Here is a 14,612-nt window from a genome sequence, read left to right as displayed (position 1 = left end):
CTAGTGAAAAGCTGTCAGGCTTTGTAGGTGGAATATGAGTTTTTTGCCATTGATTCTTATTTTGTACTTGTAGGCGATGTCCCATAATTGTGGTACATCGCCTACAAGCCTTAAAGTACATTATCTAACCACGCAGTTTCTTTACCCCGCCATATATTCGTGTAGTTTTCCAGCTGAATTTTCTGGCTGAAGCTTTGTCTTTGTGAGCCTTCTCGGCTGTTTAGTCAGTGGACTCAGACAACAAATGGTCGATTGCATCTACAAGAACTTCAGTAGCCCCGGGAATCCATGCATCGTAGTAAGACCTGAATCGTTCGTCAGCGAGATAGGCGTGTGCAAGCCCTCGATGCGTTTCTGCGGAGTATAGCCCGTCTGGCCAAGATAAGCGCAGGTACTCAGCATGTAGCTGAGCGGCATGCAGAGCATGGGTACCCGTTGCGTTTCCTTCTTTGACGGCTGCAATGAGTTCGGCTTTCAACTCTTTTTCGATTTCGTCGCGATGCTGCCATTCGGATTTAGTGAGCTTCTTTATTTTTTCGTTTGACGCATCAGCGATGGTATCTCCCCAACGTTTGCGCACTTCTGCTCCATATTTCTTTTCGTTCTTATCGATAAGGTCCTGTTTAAATGCTTCAAACTTTTCCTCCGTACTCATGGGAGTACCTCCTTCTAAGCTCTCAAGTGTTTTTGTTACGCTTTTGATAAGTCGTTCAATGTGTGTTTTGCGCGCTTGCAGTTCTTTGAGGTGTTGGGCGAGAACGGCTTTTTGATCGAAGGATGGATCGTCAAGTATCTGACGAATATCCGACAACGACACGCCCATCTCGCGATAAAGCAGGATCTGCTGCAGCCGGTCTGTCTCAGTTGTTCCGTAGACTCTGTAGCCGTTTGCCAGGCGCTTGGGGTGCAGCAATCCCTGCGCTTCAAAGTGGTGCAGGGTTCGGACAGAAATTCCCGCCATATTGGCAAGTGCTCCTACAGAGTATTGTTCTGCCACGGTTGTAACCTCCGGTATCGGTTATACCTTCAACATCTTTTGTGTGAATCATGGCCATGGTCCATGACAGGATAGTAATCCCTTACGTTGCGTAAGGGTCAAGCTGAAATGATAAAAACGTTGGGAGCTTCAGAACGCGAGGATGTTTTATCCTGTTATCCGTATGGGTGTGTTGCGGTTCATTTTGAAGCGAGGAATTCTATGAGTATCTTTTCTTTCTTTAGCGGTGGGGCAAATATCAACGAAGGTGTCGCTGAGGCTCGCGAGACCTCGGGCGCTGTTTTGGTGGACGTTCGCGAGGCAGATGAATATGCGTCCGGTCATATAAAAGATGCCGTAAATGTTCCCCTTTCCGATATTGAGCGGATATCCTCAGTCGTTGCGGACCGCACGGTTCCGCTTTTTCTGTACTGTGCAAGCGGAGCCCGTAGTGCGCGTGCCGAGAAGGCCTTGAAGCAGATGGGCTATACGAATATACGCAATATTGGTGGTATCCGAGGGTATGCCGGTCCTCTTGAATAACGCCTTATAGTCTCATATAGTGAGCGGCAGCGGATAAGGCCGATAGCGGAATGGTTCTTCTCGCGTGCGGAATATCTGGAAAAAATCTAAAGAGTCTTTGATCTGAGATCTTTCGGATGTATGTACTACATAACGAAATAAATATGCTACACCAATGGCTATATCGTATCAGATTATTGACGTTAGGATACCGTGTACAGACCCATTCCTGCACAGACAAAAATAGCAGCAAGGCGCATTGGCGAGAATATTGCTACTTGGAGGAAGCTGTACGGTATTACCTCCCAACAACTCGCCGATAAAGCCGCCGTATCGCGTGCTACCATTTCGCGACTTGAAAACGGAGATCCATCGGTGAGTTTTGCAACGTTTCTTAATGTATGTCGCGCGGTATTCTCGCTTGACGACGTTGTTGATGCCACCGATCCTTACGAGACGGACTATGGTCGAATCCGCTCTGAGCAGGCTTTGCCACAAAGAGTAAGGAAGCCGCGCACCTAATGTCGGCACGTCTTGGCGTTTCAGAAAACTACCACTAAACAGGTTTTTCTCGGATTTCTACTATTTGTGAGGTTTAGTGGTAGTTTTTTCCGAAAAAATGGCATTTAGTGGTGGTTTTCTCGGAATTTGAGCGTTTAGTGGTGAATCAAATCACCACTAAACACCGGGTTTGGTACCTCTTTCGTTAAATTGAGTTGTAGGTGTTTTTGAAGTACGGAAATTTCGTGCGCGCATTAAGCCGCATTCTTTGAAGCACCGTAAGATAGCATATAAATTACAAAGCATATAGCCATATAGCCGAGAGACACAAACGTCGAGAAGCACAAACGACACCCTAAGCCAATCAGGTAATACCTAGATACTTAGATGTCGTTTGCGCCCCCTTGCTCTATGCGAAATAATCAACGCCGCCTTCGATGAGCGGTTGGAACTGGTCGCCCGGTGTAAGCTCGGGAATGTTACGGTACAGGCCGGAACCTGCGCGCTCGGTGTGCCCCATCTTGCCCAGCACGCGACCGTCGGGGCTGGTAATGCCTTCAATAGCCCAAATGGATCCGTTGGGATTGACCGAGAGATCCATGCTTGGGACGCCTTCCGCGTCAACATACTGTGTGGCAATCTGACCTGCGTCTTTGAGGCGGGCGAGAAGCTCCTTGGAAGCTACAAAGCGACCCTCGCCATGGCTGATAGCAATGGTGTGGATGTCGCCGGGCGTACAGCGAGAAAGCCATGGCGACAGCGTGGATGCCACGCGAGTGCGAACGAGTTTGCTCTGGTGGCGACCGATTGTGTTGAAAGTGAGCGTCGGACAGGTGTCGTCCATGGAGCGAATGTCGCCGTAAGGAACGAGCCCCAGCTTAATCAAGGCTTGGAAGCCGTTACAAATGCCCAGCATAAGGCCGTCGCGGTCGTTCAGGAGTCGGCGGACTGCTTCGGTGACCTGGGGCGACCGGAACAGCGCGCAGATGAACTTGGCGGAACCGTCGGGCTCGTCGCCGCCCGAGAATCCGCCGGGAATCATGACAATCTGGCTGCGGTCGATCTCTGCGGCGAGTGCGTTTGCGGACTCGGCAATGTCAGAAGCCGTAAGGTTGTTGATGATGAGCGTCGTGGGCTCGGCACCGGCTCGCTCAAAGGCACGAGAAACGTCGTATTCGCAGTTGTTACCTGGGAAAACGGGGATTACCGTGCGGGGCCGTGCAGGATGGATGAGCGCGGGGTGATCGATTGCGGGGCGGTTGAGTGCGGGACCGCTGTATTTGTGTCGTATGGCAGTACCGTCAAACGTGACAGTTTCGACAGCGTCGGAATCCTCACCTGCGCCGTGGCTGCGATACGGGAACACTCCCTCAAGCGGACGCTCCCACGCCTCCTGAAGCCAGGCGAGGTCGATCTTCTCGCCACACGCAGAAAACGTGTATTCGGAGGTCGTGACTCCAAGCGGAGCTATGGTAATGCCGTCAACGTCATCAAGGGAAGCTCCGGGTTTAAGCTCGACGATAAAAGAACCGTATGCCGGCGAGAAGAGTTTATCGGCCGCATATTCCGGCTCAAGCTCAACGCCGATTCCGTTGCCCAGGCAGCTCTTGAAAAGCACCTCGGCATCTCCGCCGTAGCCGGGTGTGGTAATTGCAAGGGCAGCTCCGGAGCGCGCAAGTGACGTGACCAGCTCAAAGACTGTCTTGAGAGATGTCGCTTCAGGCAACAAGCCGTTATCATCGTAGGTAGGGGCAATAACAACAAGCCGGTGTCCCGCACCTTTGAACTCCGGTGAAACAACATCGGATACGCGTGCAAGACCGGTGGCAAAAGAGACCAGCGTGGGCGGGACGTCCAAGTCCTCAAAGCTGCCGGACATGGAATCTTTGCCGCCGACGGCTGCGATCCCAAGGTCAATCTGTGCCATGAGAGCACCAAGCAGCGCCGCTGCAGGTTTGCCCCAACGAGCGGGATCGTCGCGAAGCTTCTCAAAGTATTCCTGGAAGGTAAGGTAGAGCCGTGTGTGGTCAAAGCCCGTTGCCACCAGGTGCGAAACGGACTCAACAACGGAAAGATACGCTCCGCGGAACTGGTCGGATTCCATGAGGTAAGGGTTGAAGCCCCACGCCATACCCGAGACCGTGGTTGTCTCGCCAAAAACCGGCAGCTTTGCCACCATGGAAAGCGCAGGAGTCAGTTGACGTGTGCCGCCAAAGGGCATAAGCACGGTAGCTGCGCCGATGGTAGAGTCAAAGCGTTCGGAAAGACCCTTGTTGGAGGCAACGTTGAGGTCTTGCACCAACGCGTGGAGCTTTTCTCGCAGCGTAGATCCTGCCCAGGCGTGTCTGTAACGCGTGTAAGCCTCAGGCTTTTTCAGTCGTACGGTCGTAGACTTAGGAGCGCCGTTTGAGGCGAGAAATGCGCGGCTGATGTTGACGATCTTCTCGCCACGCCAGCGCATCACCAGACGAGGATCTTCGGTTACGCGGGCAACCACGGTAGCCTCAAGGTTCTCCTCGCGGGCATAGCGGCAGAACTCCGCAACGTCATCGGGGTCAAGCGCCACGGCCATACGCTCTTGGGATTCGGAAATGGCCAGCTCCGTGCCGTCAAGACCGTCGTATTTCTTAGGTACTGCGTCCAAGTTAATGTCCAGACCGTCGGCAAGCTCGCCGATGGCAACGGATACGCCGCCGGCACCAAAGTCATTGCAGCGTTTAATCAGGCGGCACGCATCACCGCGGCGGAAAAGCCGTTGAAGCTTGCGCTCAACAGGGGCATTGCCCTTTTGGACCTCCGCGCCGTCGCGTTCAATGGAAGAGGCGTCGTGAGCTTTGGAGGAGCCGGTTGCGCCGCCGATACCGTCGCGACCGGTGCGACCTCCTAAGAGCACGATGGCATCACCGTCAGCGGGGCGTTCGCGGCGGACGTGATCGGCAGGTGTAGCGCCGACAACGGCACCGATTTCCATGCGTTTAGCCACATATCCCGGGTGATAGAGCTCCGAAACCTGACCCGTTGCAAGACCGATTTGGTTGCCGTAAGAAGAGTACCCGGCTGCCGCCGTGCGGACGATGGTGCGCTGCGGAAGTTTACCGGGGAGCGTTTTGGATACGGGAACCGTGGGGTCTGCCGCGCCGGTTACGCGCATGGCCTGATAGACATAGCTGCGTCCGGAAAGCGGATCGCGGATGGCTCCGCCGATGCACGTTGCCGCACCGCCAAACGGTTCGATCTCGGTGGGGTGGTTATGAGTTTCGTTCTTAAAGAGAAAAAGCCAGTCTTCATCATGACCGTTGACGTCAACCTTTACCTTAACGGTGCAGGCATTTATCTCTTCGGACTCATCCAAAGTCGTAAGGACGCCGCGGTGGCGCAGGTACTTGGCGCCGATGGTAGCCATATCCCAAAGCGAGACGGCTCGGTCTTCTCGGCCGAGTTCGTGGCGCAGGGAAAGGTATTTCTCAAAGGCCGCCCGTATGACGGGATCGTCTATCTGTACGCCCGTGATGCCGGTGTTAAAGGTGGTGTGCCGGCAGTGATCCGACCAGTAGGTGTCAATCACGCGAATTTCAGTGATGGTTGGGTCGCGGTGTTCCTCGCAAAAATAGTGCTGGCAAAATGCAAGGTCAGATGCGTCCATAGCAAGGCCGCGTGTGGCGAGAAAATCTTTGAGCCCCGCTTTGTCCAGCTCACGAAAGTCGTTCAAAATCTCGACATCGGCGGGCTCGGGAACGGCGGTTTTGAGTGTTTCAGGCAGGTTAAGTGACGCTTCGCGCGCTTCAACCGGATTGATGACATAGTTCTTGATGGCGACGACGTCGGCTTCGCTCAAGTTTCCGGTGATGACATAGATGCGAGCGGAGCGCACCGTCGGACGCTCACCCTGGCTGATGAGCTGCACGCATTCGGCAGCGGATTCGGCGCGCTGGTCGAATTGGCCGGGGAGAAACTCGACGGCAAACGTGTGGACGGGAAGGCTCTTCTCACCAAGGCCCTGCTCGTCAAGGTCCTGTTCGCCGGCGTAGTGCGGCGTTGGCATAGTGCGCGTTGCAATGTCAGACTGTGGCTCGGAAAAGACGGTGGGAATGCACGATTCAAAAAGCTCTTCGGAGATGCCCTCAACGTCGTAGCGATTGATGAGGTCTATATGGCGCAGTTCAGTAATGCCAAGTAAGTCTTGAATCTCTTTGAGAAGGGAAGTTGCCTCACCCTTAAAACCGGGCTTTCTTTGAACATAAACGCGCAAGACCATAGGTCCACCTTTCCCGTGCAGAGCGCTCAGTTAACCATCTCTATTCTACGGTACGATTACAACGCAGGTGTTGCGTTTGGCGAGAAGTGTCTGTTTTTGTAACAAGTTTTTAGTGTGAAAGGTTGTATTGAAATCAACTGAAGGTGCTACGAGGGTAATTGCTATACTGTGAGTAGTAATACATGAATTGATCGGCAGGGCTTAAATAATGCAACATACACATCCGATACTTCATATGGAAAACGTCTGCCGTTCCTATAAAGTAAAGGGAATAAAACGCAGTGTCCTTTCTGATTTGTCGCTGGATATACATCCCCAAGAGATAGTCTGTTTGCTTGGTCCCAACGGAGCAGGAAAGACTACCACCGTAAAAATTGCCTCCACGCTGCTTCTTCCCGATTCCGGCACTGTGGAGATTTGCGGCGCTGATGCGGTACGGCAACCGCGTAAGGCGTGCAGACACCTTTCTTTGCTTCTTGGCGGAGAAGACGGCTTTTATCTGAGTGCTTCTGCGGTGGACAACTTGCTTTTCTTTGCGCAGGTATCCGGTGTTCCTTTAACCAAGCAGAAAGCTCTTATCAATGAAGCGCTGGTAAAAGTTAATCTTTTTGAAGTCAGAGATCAGCCGGTTCGAACATTTTCGCGTGGAATGAGACAGAAGCTGCATATTGCACGTGCTCTTGTCGCACAAAACAGCCTGATATTGTTGGACGAGCCTACGGCAGGGCTTGACCCAGAGAGCGCGTCAGGTGTTCGTCAGCTCATTTCAGAGTTGCGTCATGTCCCCAGCGGTATTCTTCTGACTACACATACCATGCGGGAAGTTGAGCTTTTGGCTGACAAGGTCGTGGTCATTCAAGATGGCAAGAGTATTTTCAAAGGAACTCTTGAAGAGATGAGAAACAGCGTTGAGATCAATCATGTGTCTACCTATCTGGCGCATGCTGTTTCTGAAGACCAGATCAAAAAGCTTAAAGAACAGGCCGGTGTTTCATCCGTTGAGGTTCTCGACAAGTTTGATTCGTACTACATTGATGTTGCTTGGACCGCGTCTGTCCCGAACGAGCTTGACGAGCGAACGTTTACGTGGAAAAAGGTTAATGAGAGAAACCCCTCGCTGGAAGAAGTCTATCTGGGTCTTTTGAGTGGAAGGTGCAAGAAAGATGAACGATAAAGCGAGGCACATTTTAGAGATACGCATTTTGGACTTTTTGCCTTCCGAACTTATGATGTTAAGCTTTCATGTTCGAACGCTTCTGCATACACCGTTTTTTATTATCAGCGTTTTAGGCTCGGGCGTAAGTTTTTCCTTTCTGAAGGCTTTCTCCTTTGCAGGTGATACGGCTGGCAGTGAAGCGTTTTGGGTGTATTCGGCCATCGCCTCTTTGTGGGCTGCTACCACCCTTGCTACCGGTCTTATCGGCTACCAACGGTTTCAAGGCACGTTTCCATATCTTTTACTAAGTCCACAAGGAATACCTGCGGTTTTTGTACCTCTTATTGCATCGGCAGCGTTTTTGGGACTTGTTTTGGGCATACCAGCGTCGCTTTTATTTGGTTTCCTTTGGTTTCATCAAGTCGTGGTTCGCCCGGTTTATTTGCTTGCAATTCTTCTTGCAACACTTGCTTGTGCTGCGTCTGCTCTTTGTCTTTCTGCCTTATATCTGTTGACGAGAAGAGCTTCAATTTACGAAGGTCTTATTCTTACCGGTGTATGGCTTATCTCCGGAATCGTAGTACCACTTTCAAACTTTAGCAGACCTGTGCAGTTGCTCTTTTGTATCCATCCGCTCACCGTTGCGGTAAAGATTCTTGCGGCTGTCAGCGCTCAAGAGCTGGTACTGCTTTGTATCGCTGCCTGTGCGCTTTCGATTTGTTTTGCCATTGTTGGAAGCAAGGTAGTTGCTGCTTCATTTGCGCGGGTACGCAGGGAAGGAGACTTCTCTTGATACGTCAACGCATGAGGTGGTATGCGCAGACTTTGCGCTCGTGTACGCGGATTGCCCTTACGTCACTTCAGAGTTGGGGATCTCTGCACGCATTTGTAGTACAGTTTCTGGTCGAACCACTTCTGACATACCTCTTCTTTTATTGTTTTGGTATGCAGCTTTCTGACTCGTCGCTGTCTGCTCTGGTTGCGGCATTTGTGGGGCCTGCGTGGATTTTGGCTTTGCAATGCTCCGCTAACATCGTGGTGTTTGACCGTTTTGCCAAGACTACGACCTTTTTGACCCTTTCGTCTCATCAAACCGCCCGCATGTTTATGTGGCGATACGTTGTGATTGTGTTCATTTGTTTTCTGAGCTCACTTATTACGTCAGGTATTGCAGTGTGGTTGGCAGGATTTGGTGGATTTTCTTTACTATCGCTGAGTATCTTGTTGTTTTTCGCTACCGTGGGAGGCAGCATTTTTGGAGCCTTAGGTTCTATAGCAGGTCTTTTCTTTTCTGATGGCTTTGCGGTAACTAACGTCCTTCTCGTTGTATTTCCTCTTGTGGGTGGAAGCGTCATTCCTCTTACATATTTTCCCCCTGTAATTACAAAAGCCTTGCATCTGTTACCACTTTGCTGGCTTACCGATGCGGCAAGAGAACTTGGGAGCGCTGGTAGCTCTGAAATCACCGCATGGATTGGAGCTTTGACGGCACTTCTCGCCCTTTGGACGGTTGCAGCGATTTTGTTGTGGAAGCTCAGCGTGAGCACTCAGAGAAAGACAGGACACGTTGAAGGCATGGGGATTTAGTCTGCTGAACTACCGATAGCGGTATATGGTTGTCATTACCTCAAAGCCACCAGTCCGCCAATATACACACACGTAACGAGAAGTGCGATTCCATCACGGATGTGCAGCGTATAGGGATGCCAGCGGGTACGTTCTGCTCCAGCCACGTAGTTTCGAGCGTCAAGCGCTCGTGCCAGGTTCTCTGCATGTCGAGTGGCACTCGCAAGAAGTGCTACCAGTACAGATTTCAAAGTTCGCAGACGCGCGATAATTGATCCGTGTGCCACATCTCCGGCTCGAGAGGCCTGGGCATCGGAAATTGCGGCGGCATCGTGGGCAAGTGTAGGGATAAAGCGCAGCATGAGCGAGAATATCATGGCAAGCTCGTGCCCGGGAAGACCCATGCGCGACAGGGGAGAAAATGCGGCATCAAATGCGTCGCCAAGCTCTTTTGGCGTTGTGGTGAGCATAAGCAGCGCACCAATCAAAATTGCAACTAAAATACGCACGGGATAGAGGATTGCCGACCACGCCCCCATATCGGTAATGGTAAAAGGTCCCCAGGCAAAAAGCTGGTTTCCGTTTTGTGTAAGCAAAACATTGAAGATGGCGAGAAACACCAAGAGCCAGGCAATGGGAATAATCGATGCAATAACCTGCCTGACAGGAACTTTTGCCATAACCATGAAAAACAGTGCACTAATACAAAGAAATGCCAGTTGAGATGCCGAATGTACAAAAAACGTTGAAATCATAAGTGTGAGTGCGCATGCACACTTGATTCGAGGGTCAAGCGCGTGGACAGGAGAATCGGCGTGGTAATACTGGCCGACAGAGATTTTAAGCGCCATGCGTCTCACCTCGCAGTTGTTGATCTTTCAGTTGGCGGAGAAGAGTACTTGCAAGTTCACGCAGGGAAAGAGGCTGACCAAGATCTATGCCGGTTTTCTCCCAGATTCGCTTTGACCATAGAAGTGGTCGTGGGAGACCAAGGCCCAAAGAGAGAAGTTCCTTCTCGCCAAGGGAGGAGAAGACCTTGTGTGGTGTACCCGTGGCAATAAGGTGAGTTTTGTGTAGGACAATTACCTGGTCAGCAAGGGCTGCGTAGTCCATGGAATGGGTAATCTCCACGATGGTGGTACCGTTTTTTCGGACGGCATCCAAAACAGATTGCAGATGCGCTCGGCCGTGAGGGTCAAGACCCGCAGTTGGCTCGTCGAGTATTAAAATACGTGGATTCATGGCTAAAACACCGGCTAAAGCACAAAGTCGCTGCTGTCCCCCAGAAAGCTCAAAGGGCGAGGCCTGCGCTTTGTGAGAAAGCCCAACCAGACTCAGCGTTTCTTCCACGCGCTCTTTTACATCTTCTTTGGAGAGCTTCAAGTTAGTGGGACCAAACGCGACGTCCTCAAAAACGGTTTGCGCAAAAAGTTGTCGCTCGGGGTGTTGCATCACATAACCAATGACGCCATGCAAAAGGCGGCGGTTTTTCTTGGAATCCGTGGGTATCCCGTCAACGGTAATGTGACCTGAGTCAGGAACTTCAAGGGCACACAGAAGGCGCGCGAGCGTAGACTTTCCTGATCCGGTAGCGCCAATGAGTGCGGTGGTCGTGCCGGCTAAAATCTCAAATGAAACATCGGTAAGGGCAGCTTGGTTATATGCGTAAGAAACATCTTCAACATGAACGATGGGACTCTTGGTGTCTGTTGTGGGCGGCTGGGACTTTGTGAGGCCAAGGCTACTTTCATCACGTTTTGGATCGTTAGCTTTTGAGTGTGCACTCACTTGGCCGAGAAGTGCACACAGATTTTGAAACAGTTCATCCGCTGAGATGGTCCAGGGGAGCGTTATGTTGTGCGCGCGCAGAATGTTTACCAGTTTGACCTCAAAGGGTTCTCTGAGGTTGAGAGACGTCACAAGCGCTTCTCGTGCAAAAAAGTCGGTCGGCGTTCCGTCAAAGGCAATCCGTCCATGGCTCAGAACAACCACGCGATCAGCGCCAACTACTTCTTCCATAAAGTGTGTAATATGGACAACGGTGCGACCTTCACCGCAAAGCGTATTAACCAGTTTCATGACGCCGCGTCTACCAATTACATCCAGCGAAGCGGAGGGTTCATCAAGAATAAGAACCTTGGGATTCATGGCGAGCGCTCCGGCAATGGCTACGCGTTGCTGTTGGCCTCCCGAGAGCGTTGCGGGGTCTGCATGAGCGCGGTCGAGAAGGGCCACTCGTTTGAGCTCCCGTGCTACGCGTCTACTAATTTCATTGCTGGGAACCTGCAGGTTTTCAGGGCCAAAAGCAATGTCTTCATCAACGATGCTCGTAACTATTTGATCTTTTGGATTTTGAAACACCAACCCGAGCTGTCGTCGAGCCTGTTCATACGCTTGAAAGTTGGGCGTTCCGGCAACAAAGACCTTCTCGCCAACGAGTGTTACTGAGCCTGAATCAGGAGCAGAAAGGCCGGAGAGAAGCGAGGCTAAGGTTGACTTACCGGAGCCGTTAGCTCCAATAATGCAGGTACGTTTACCGACCTCAATACTCAATGAAATGTGGTCGAGGGCCACCGTACCGTTTTCGTAGACAAAAGTGACGTCCTCTAAAGATGCGATGGTCTCTGTTTTTGCCGTAGTGTTCGCTGGATTATGCATGAGGAGAAAAGACGTTAAGAGCACGGAGAGCAGACTTACCGATAAGGGCGCATACGATGCCATTGATAAGAACTTTAACGATGTTAAAGGGGAGAAGCGCAGGCAGAATAAGCCCAATAACGGCATCTGTGCTCATGCCGGTGTAGATTGGTGTGACGACGAGGTTGCCTCCGATGCAGACTATGACGCTGCAGACACCGCCTGCGACAAGACCAAAAACCATGACCTTGGTGGAAGTTGTGCGGCCGTGAATGATGGCAGTCGCAGGAAGCGTCATGGTAAGCGTTGCCAAGATAGCCATAACGGTTCCGTAGATTCCCGATTCGGTTGCGAGGTGTACGAGGTAGGGAAGGACTGATACAACGGCTCCTGCTGCCGGTCCGTATGCAATGCCGGCGAGAAGGGCGATAATGCCGGACGGATCATATTTAAGGAAGGTTACACCAGGCAAAATAGGGAATTGCAATACAAGAGTGCAGATTGCCGATACTGCGCACAGCATGGAAAGGATTGCAATTTTTTTGGTTGACCAGCCATTTGCAGATGCGCTGGTAGCATGCACTGCATGAGACTGATTAGTTGTATGAGCTGTAGACATATTGATATCTCCGCTTCTTTCATCCGGACTGTACCGTTGGTCTTGGATTCTCACCAAGTCAGCCGCTTGCGCGGGTCGCGGACTTCGTTTGATGGCGCATTCTGTTATGCGCTTAAACGTTACCGCCAGTAGGGAATTGCACCCATCCCTGAAACTTCCACGAAAACTATAGCACGTTTAGGCCTTATTAATAGGAAGGCAGTAATAAAAAACGAAGACTTCTATATAAGAGGTTTTCGGCTATTGAGGGTTGAAAGTTTTAAAGGATATAGTGATATCGAAACTTCTAATTATTTTTATCGGACAGACAAGAGAGTTTTAAAGTGTATTTAAAAACTTAAAGAGTATTGAGTCTTTTGGTTATCTGATTAAGTTAACTAGTTAATACTTTTTCATGATTATACAGGTAGATAGATATCTTCTAAAATAAGAGGTATCTCTGAGAGTCCAAAACTTTCTTTGGATAATTGTGAAGTTAAAATGTGGATTCATGAAGATACTGCATATGTTAGTTGATTCACCACAAATTTAAAAGTATGCTTATCAAGCATTGTTTAGCTTTTACCAAGTGTGATAACGATGGTTGCTATCAGCTTGGAAAAAGGTTTTTTATGTCGGTATGTTAGATGCAAGGCAGCTAAGCAGAAAGAAAGGTGAGGTACACCATGAGAAAGAAATTCTGCAATTTCTTGGGAGTAGTACTTGCCGTGAGTCTTATGATTCCAGGAGGTGCTCTTAATGCATTTGCTGATGAGAGTACATCTGAAACAATGCTTCTCAGGCAGCTACTGAGCAAGCTTTGAATGGCTCTGAGGCTAAAGATCAAGAGACTCAAGAAGAGCAAGTCAAGACTGTTCCCGAGGATAAGCAAAGCTCCTCTTCAGAGCAACAGGTATCTGAGGACGGTGCTAATCAGGACATCAATGGTACAAGGGCAGGCCCTTCGTCTAGAGAAGATATTGAAACAACGACTGAACAAAATTTTTCGAGCAATTTGATTGCTCCTGTAACGCTTATGAGTGCTGTTGCAGCTCCTAAGGTTGTTGATGTAAATATTACGAATTTTGAGATTCAAACTGTAGATCATAAAAAAGCAGATACCCTCTTTCACTCAGATACGTTCCTTTTAAAGATGGATTGGAATGCAACGGGGCATGGTACTGATTTGCATGAGGGAGACTACTTTGATATTGATCTTCCAAATAATATGAAGTTCCCTTCTGGTACAACAGCAAGAGACTTTGATATCACAGATGATAACGGGAATGTTATTGCACATGCCCATGTAACTCCTGGTCCCAATGATACTGGTGGTAAGGTACATGTTACCTTCGGTAAAGGCGTGGAGAATAAATATAACGTAAAAGGAAGTATTAACTTAGCTGCCCGTTTTGATGAAACAAAAATTAAAAAAGATCAAGAAAATAAGTTTGATATAACTGTCAATGGTAACGTTGCAGGACATTCACATACGGCTACTACAGGTGTAAACATTAATGGTTCAAAGCCAATTCAGGAAGAATATCTAACAAAATGGGGCCAAGGTACTTCTGATAAAACAAAAGCAGAATGGTGGTCTCGAATTAACTTTAGTAAGGCCTCGTTAACCAATGCGGTAGTTACTGATAGCCTCGGCTCTTCAGGTATGACTTATATTAAAGACTCCTTTATTCTTAGAAAAGTTGTATATGACAAAATGGGTGATGATACCAGCGTCTTAGAAGAATACAAGGCGAATGATCTTATTAATAGTGGTAAATTGAAATTCTCAGCAGATATGACGTCGTTTACGCTTAGTTTGGGAAATACGAGCGACCAATACCGACTCATATATAGAACTACGTATGTTCCTGGTACAGTACTCAAGAATCATATGAAGCTTGATTCTGACCAGAAGCAGAAAGAAGTAGTTGCAACGCACCAATCTGCTGAAAGTGGCGGTAGCGCAAGCGGTGATCTTGCAAGCAAAATCAAACTTGTCAAGGTTGATGAAGATGGTACGACACCTCTGAAGGATGCTGTATTTACAGTAACTAAACCTGACGGTAGCACCTTTGAACTTACTACAGGAGCGGATGGTACGGTAACCTCTGGTGTGTTGGTACAAGGCACCTATAAGGTTAAGGAAAAAACTGCTCCTAAAGGCTATGAGCTTGGAACTGATGAGTACACACTTCAGGTAACTCCTACAGGCGGTGCCATTCAGAAAGTCACCAATAAGCCAACTAAGATTTCGCTTCCTGTAAAGAAGAGCTGGATTGGTCCTAAGGTAGGACCTGTCACCGTACACCTTCTTGCTGACGGTGTTGACACCGGTAAGACGGTAACGCTTGATGAAGCTAGCGGTTGGAAGGGACAGTTTGATAATCTCCGTAAATGT

Annotated in this window: 12 protein-coding genes and 1 riboswitch; of the genes, 7 read left to right on the top strand and 5 right to left on the bottom strand. The window is 49.6% G+C overall.

Annotated elements, in window-relative coordinates:
* Positions 1–220: 220 nt before the first annotated feature.
* Positions 221–997, bottom strand: a complete 777-nt coding sequence (locus tag ATORI0001_RS06180; protein WP_003150337.1) for a MerR family transcriptional regulator — start codon at positions 995–997, stop codon at positions 221–223.
* A gap of 201 nt (positions 998–1,198) precedes the next feature.
* Between ATORI0001_RS06180 and ATORI0001_RS06175 the strand changes: the two genes are divergently transcribed.
* Positions 1,199–1,519 carry a rhodanese-like domain-containing protein gene (locus tag ATORI0001_RS06175; RefSeq protein WP_003150169.1) on the top strand — a complete coding sequence of 107 codons (321 nt, stop codon included), beginning with the start codon at positions 1,199–1,201 and terminating at the stop codon, positions 1,517–1,519.
* A 192-nt stretch (positions 1,520–1,711) separates the two neighbouring features.
* Positions 1,712–2,020 carry a helix-turn-helix transcriptional regulator gene (locus tag ATORI0001_RS06170; protein ID WP_003150341.1) on the top strand — a complete coding sequence of 103 codons (309 nt, stop codon included), beginning with the start codon at positions 1,712–1,714 and terminating at the stop codon, positions 2,018–2,020.
* Between the two features lie 388 nt (positions 2,021–2,408).
* On the opposite strand, the gene ATORI0001_RS06165 is transcribed toward ATORI0001_RS06170, so the two are convergent.
* Positions 2,409–6,254, bottom strand: a complete 3,846-nt coding sequence (locus tag ATORI0001_RS06165) for a phosphoribosylformylglycinamidine synthase (RefSeq protein WP_003150236.1) — start codon at positions 6,252–6,254, stop codon at positions 2,409–2,411.
* Positions 6,255–6,489: 235 nt separating this feature from the next.
* Between ATORI0001_RS06165 and ATORI0001_RS06160 the strand changes: the two genes are divergently transcribed.
* Genes ATORI0001_RS06160 through ATORI0001_RS06150 form a run of 3 tightly spaced genes read left to right on the top strand, consistent with a single transcriptional unit; the run spans position 6,490 to position 8,997 of the window.
* Positions 6,490–7,428, top strand: coding sequence for an ABC transporter ATP-binding protein (locus ATORI0001_RS06160; protein ID WP_244851847.1), 939 nt, complete (start codon positions 6,490–6,492; stop codon positions 7,426–7,428).
* The gene (locus ATORI0001_RS06155; RefSeq protein ID WP_003150413.1) at positions 7,418–8,203 is read left to right on the top strand and encodes a hypothetical protein; all 786 of its coding nucleotides are present in this window, start codon (positions 7,418–7,420) and stop codon (positions 8,201–8,203) included. Before ATORI0001_RS06160 ends, ATORI0001_RS06155 begins: the two co-directional genes overlap by 11 nt.
* A complete protein-coding gene (locus tag ATORI0001_RS06150) occupies positions 8,200–8,997 on the top strand; it encodes a hypothetical protein (protein ID WP_003150278.1) in 798 nt (265 codons plus the stop codon). Before ATORI0001_RS06155 ends, ATORI0001_RS06150 begins: the two co-directional genes overlap by 4 nt.
* Positions 8,998–9,032: 35 nt before the next feature.
* Here ATORI0001_RS06150 and ATORI0001_RS06145 read toward each other — a convergent pair whose 3' ends face one another.
* From ATORI0001_RS06145 to ATORI0001_RS06135, 3 genes are read right to left on the bottom strand one after another with little or no spacing between them, the layout of a single operon-like run.
* Positions 9,033–9,827: an energy-coupling factor transporter transmembrane component T family protein gene (locus ATORI0001_RS06145; RefSeq protein ID WP_003150368.1), complete on the bottom strand. Its 795-nt coding sequence runs from the start codon at positions 9,825–9,827 to the stop codon at positions 9,033–9,035.
* Complete coding sequence (locus ATORI0001_RS06140) at positions 9,817–11,634, bottom strand: ABC transporter ATP-binding protein (RefSeq protein ID WP_040324648.1); 1,818 nt, start codon at positions 11,632–11,634, stop codon at positions 9,817–9,819. The genes ATORI0001_RS06145 and ATORI0001_RS06140 overlap by 11 nt, the downstream gene beginning before the upstream one ends.
* Entirely contained in the window at positions 11,627–12,232 is a 606-nt protein-coding gene (locus ATORI0001_RS06135) for an ECF transporter S component (protein ID WP_040324647.1), read from the bottom strand. The genes ATORI0001_RS06140 and ATORI0001_RS06135 overlap by 8 nt, the downstream gene beginning before the upstream one ends.
* Before the next feature lie 7 nt (positions 12,233–12,239).
* Positions 12,240–12,392: riboswitch (FMN riboswitch) on the bottom strand.
* Between the two features lie 505 nt (positions 12,393–12,897).
* Between ATORI0001_RS06135 and ATORI0001_RS07895 the strand changes: the two genes are divergently transcribed.
* Complete coding sequence (locus tag ATORI0001_RS07895; RefSeq protein WP_003150373.1) at positions 12,898–13,035, top strand: hypothetical protein; 138 nt, start codon at positions 12,898–12,900, stop codon at positions 13,033–13,035.
* A partial coding sequence (locus ATORI0001_RS06130) for an Ig-like domain-containing protein (protein ID WP_003150161.1) occupies positions 13,032–14,612 on the top strand: 1,581 nt, incomplete at its 3' end. The genes ATORI0001_RS07895 and ATORI0001_RS06130, both read left to right, overlap by 4 nt.

It is taken from the genome of Lancefieldella rimae ATCC 49626 (genome assembly GCF_000174015.1).
In the GTDB taxonomy this organism is placed as follows: Bacteria; Actinomycetota; Coriobacteriia; order Coriobacteriales; family Atopobiaceae; genus Lancefieldella; species Lancefieldella rimae.
The sequence above is the reverse complement of the archived record's forward strand: the minus strand, read 5'-3'. Positions and strand labels throughout refer to the sequence as shown.

Bases quoted from the DNA above. Each gene is read 5' to 3' on its own strand.
- ATORI0001_RS06140 (WP_040324648.1), bottom strand. From the start codon at position 11,634: ATGCATAATCCAGCGAACACTACGGCAAAAACAGAGACCATCGCATCT.
- ATORI0001_RS06160 (WP_244851847.1), top strand. From the start codon at position 6,490: ATGGAAAACGTCTGCCGTTCCTATAAAGTAAAGGGAATAAAACGCAGT.
- ATORI0001_RS06135 (WP_040324647.1), bottom strand. From the start codon at position 12,232: ATGTCTACAGCTCATACAACTAATCAGTCTCATGCAGTGCATGCTACC.
- ATORI0001_RS06145 (WP_003150368.1), bottom strand. From the start codon at position 9,827: ATGGCGCTTAAAATCTCTGTCGGCCAGTATTACCACGCCGATTCTCCT.
- ATORI0001_RS06165 (WP_003150236.1), bottom strand. From the start codon at position 6,254: ATGGTCTTGCGCGTTTATGTTCAAAGAAAGCCCGGTTTTAAGGGTGAG.
- ATORI0001_RS06175 (WP_003150169.1), top strand. From the start codon at position 1,199: ATGAGTATCTTTTCTTTCTTTAGCGGTGGGGCAAATATCAACGAAGGT.
- ATORI0001_RS06155 (WP_003150413.1), top strand. From the start codon at position 7,418: ATGAACGATAAAGCGAGGCACATTTTAGAGATACGCATTTTGGACTTT.
- ATORI0001_RS07895 (WP_003150373.1), top strand. From the start codon at position 12,898: ATGAGAAAGAAATTCTGCAATTTCTTGGGAGTAGTACTTGCCGTGAGT.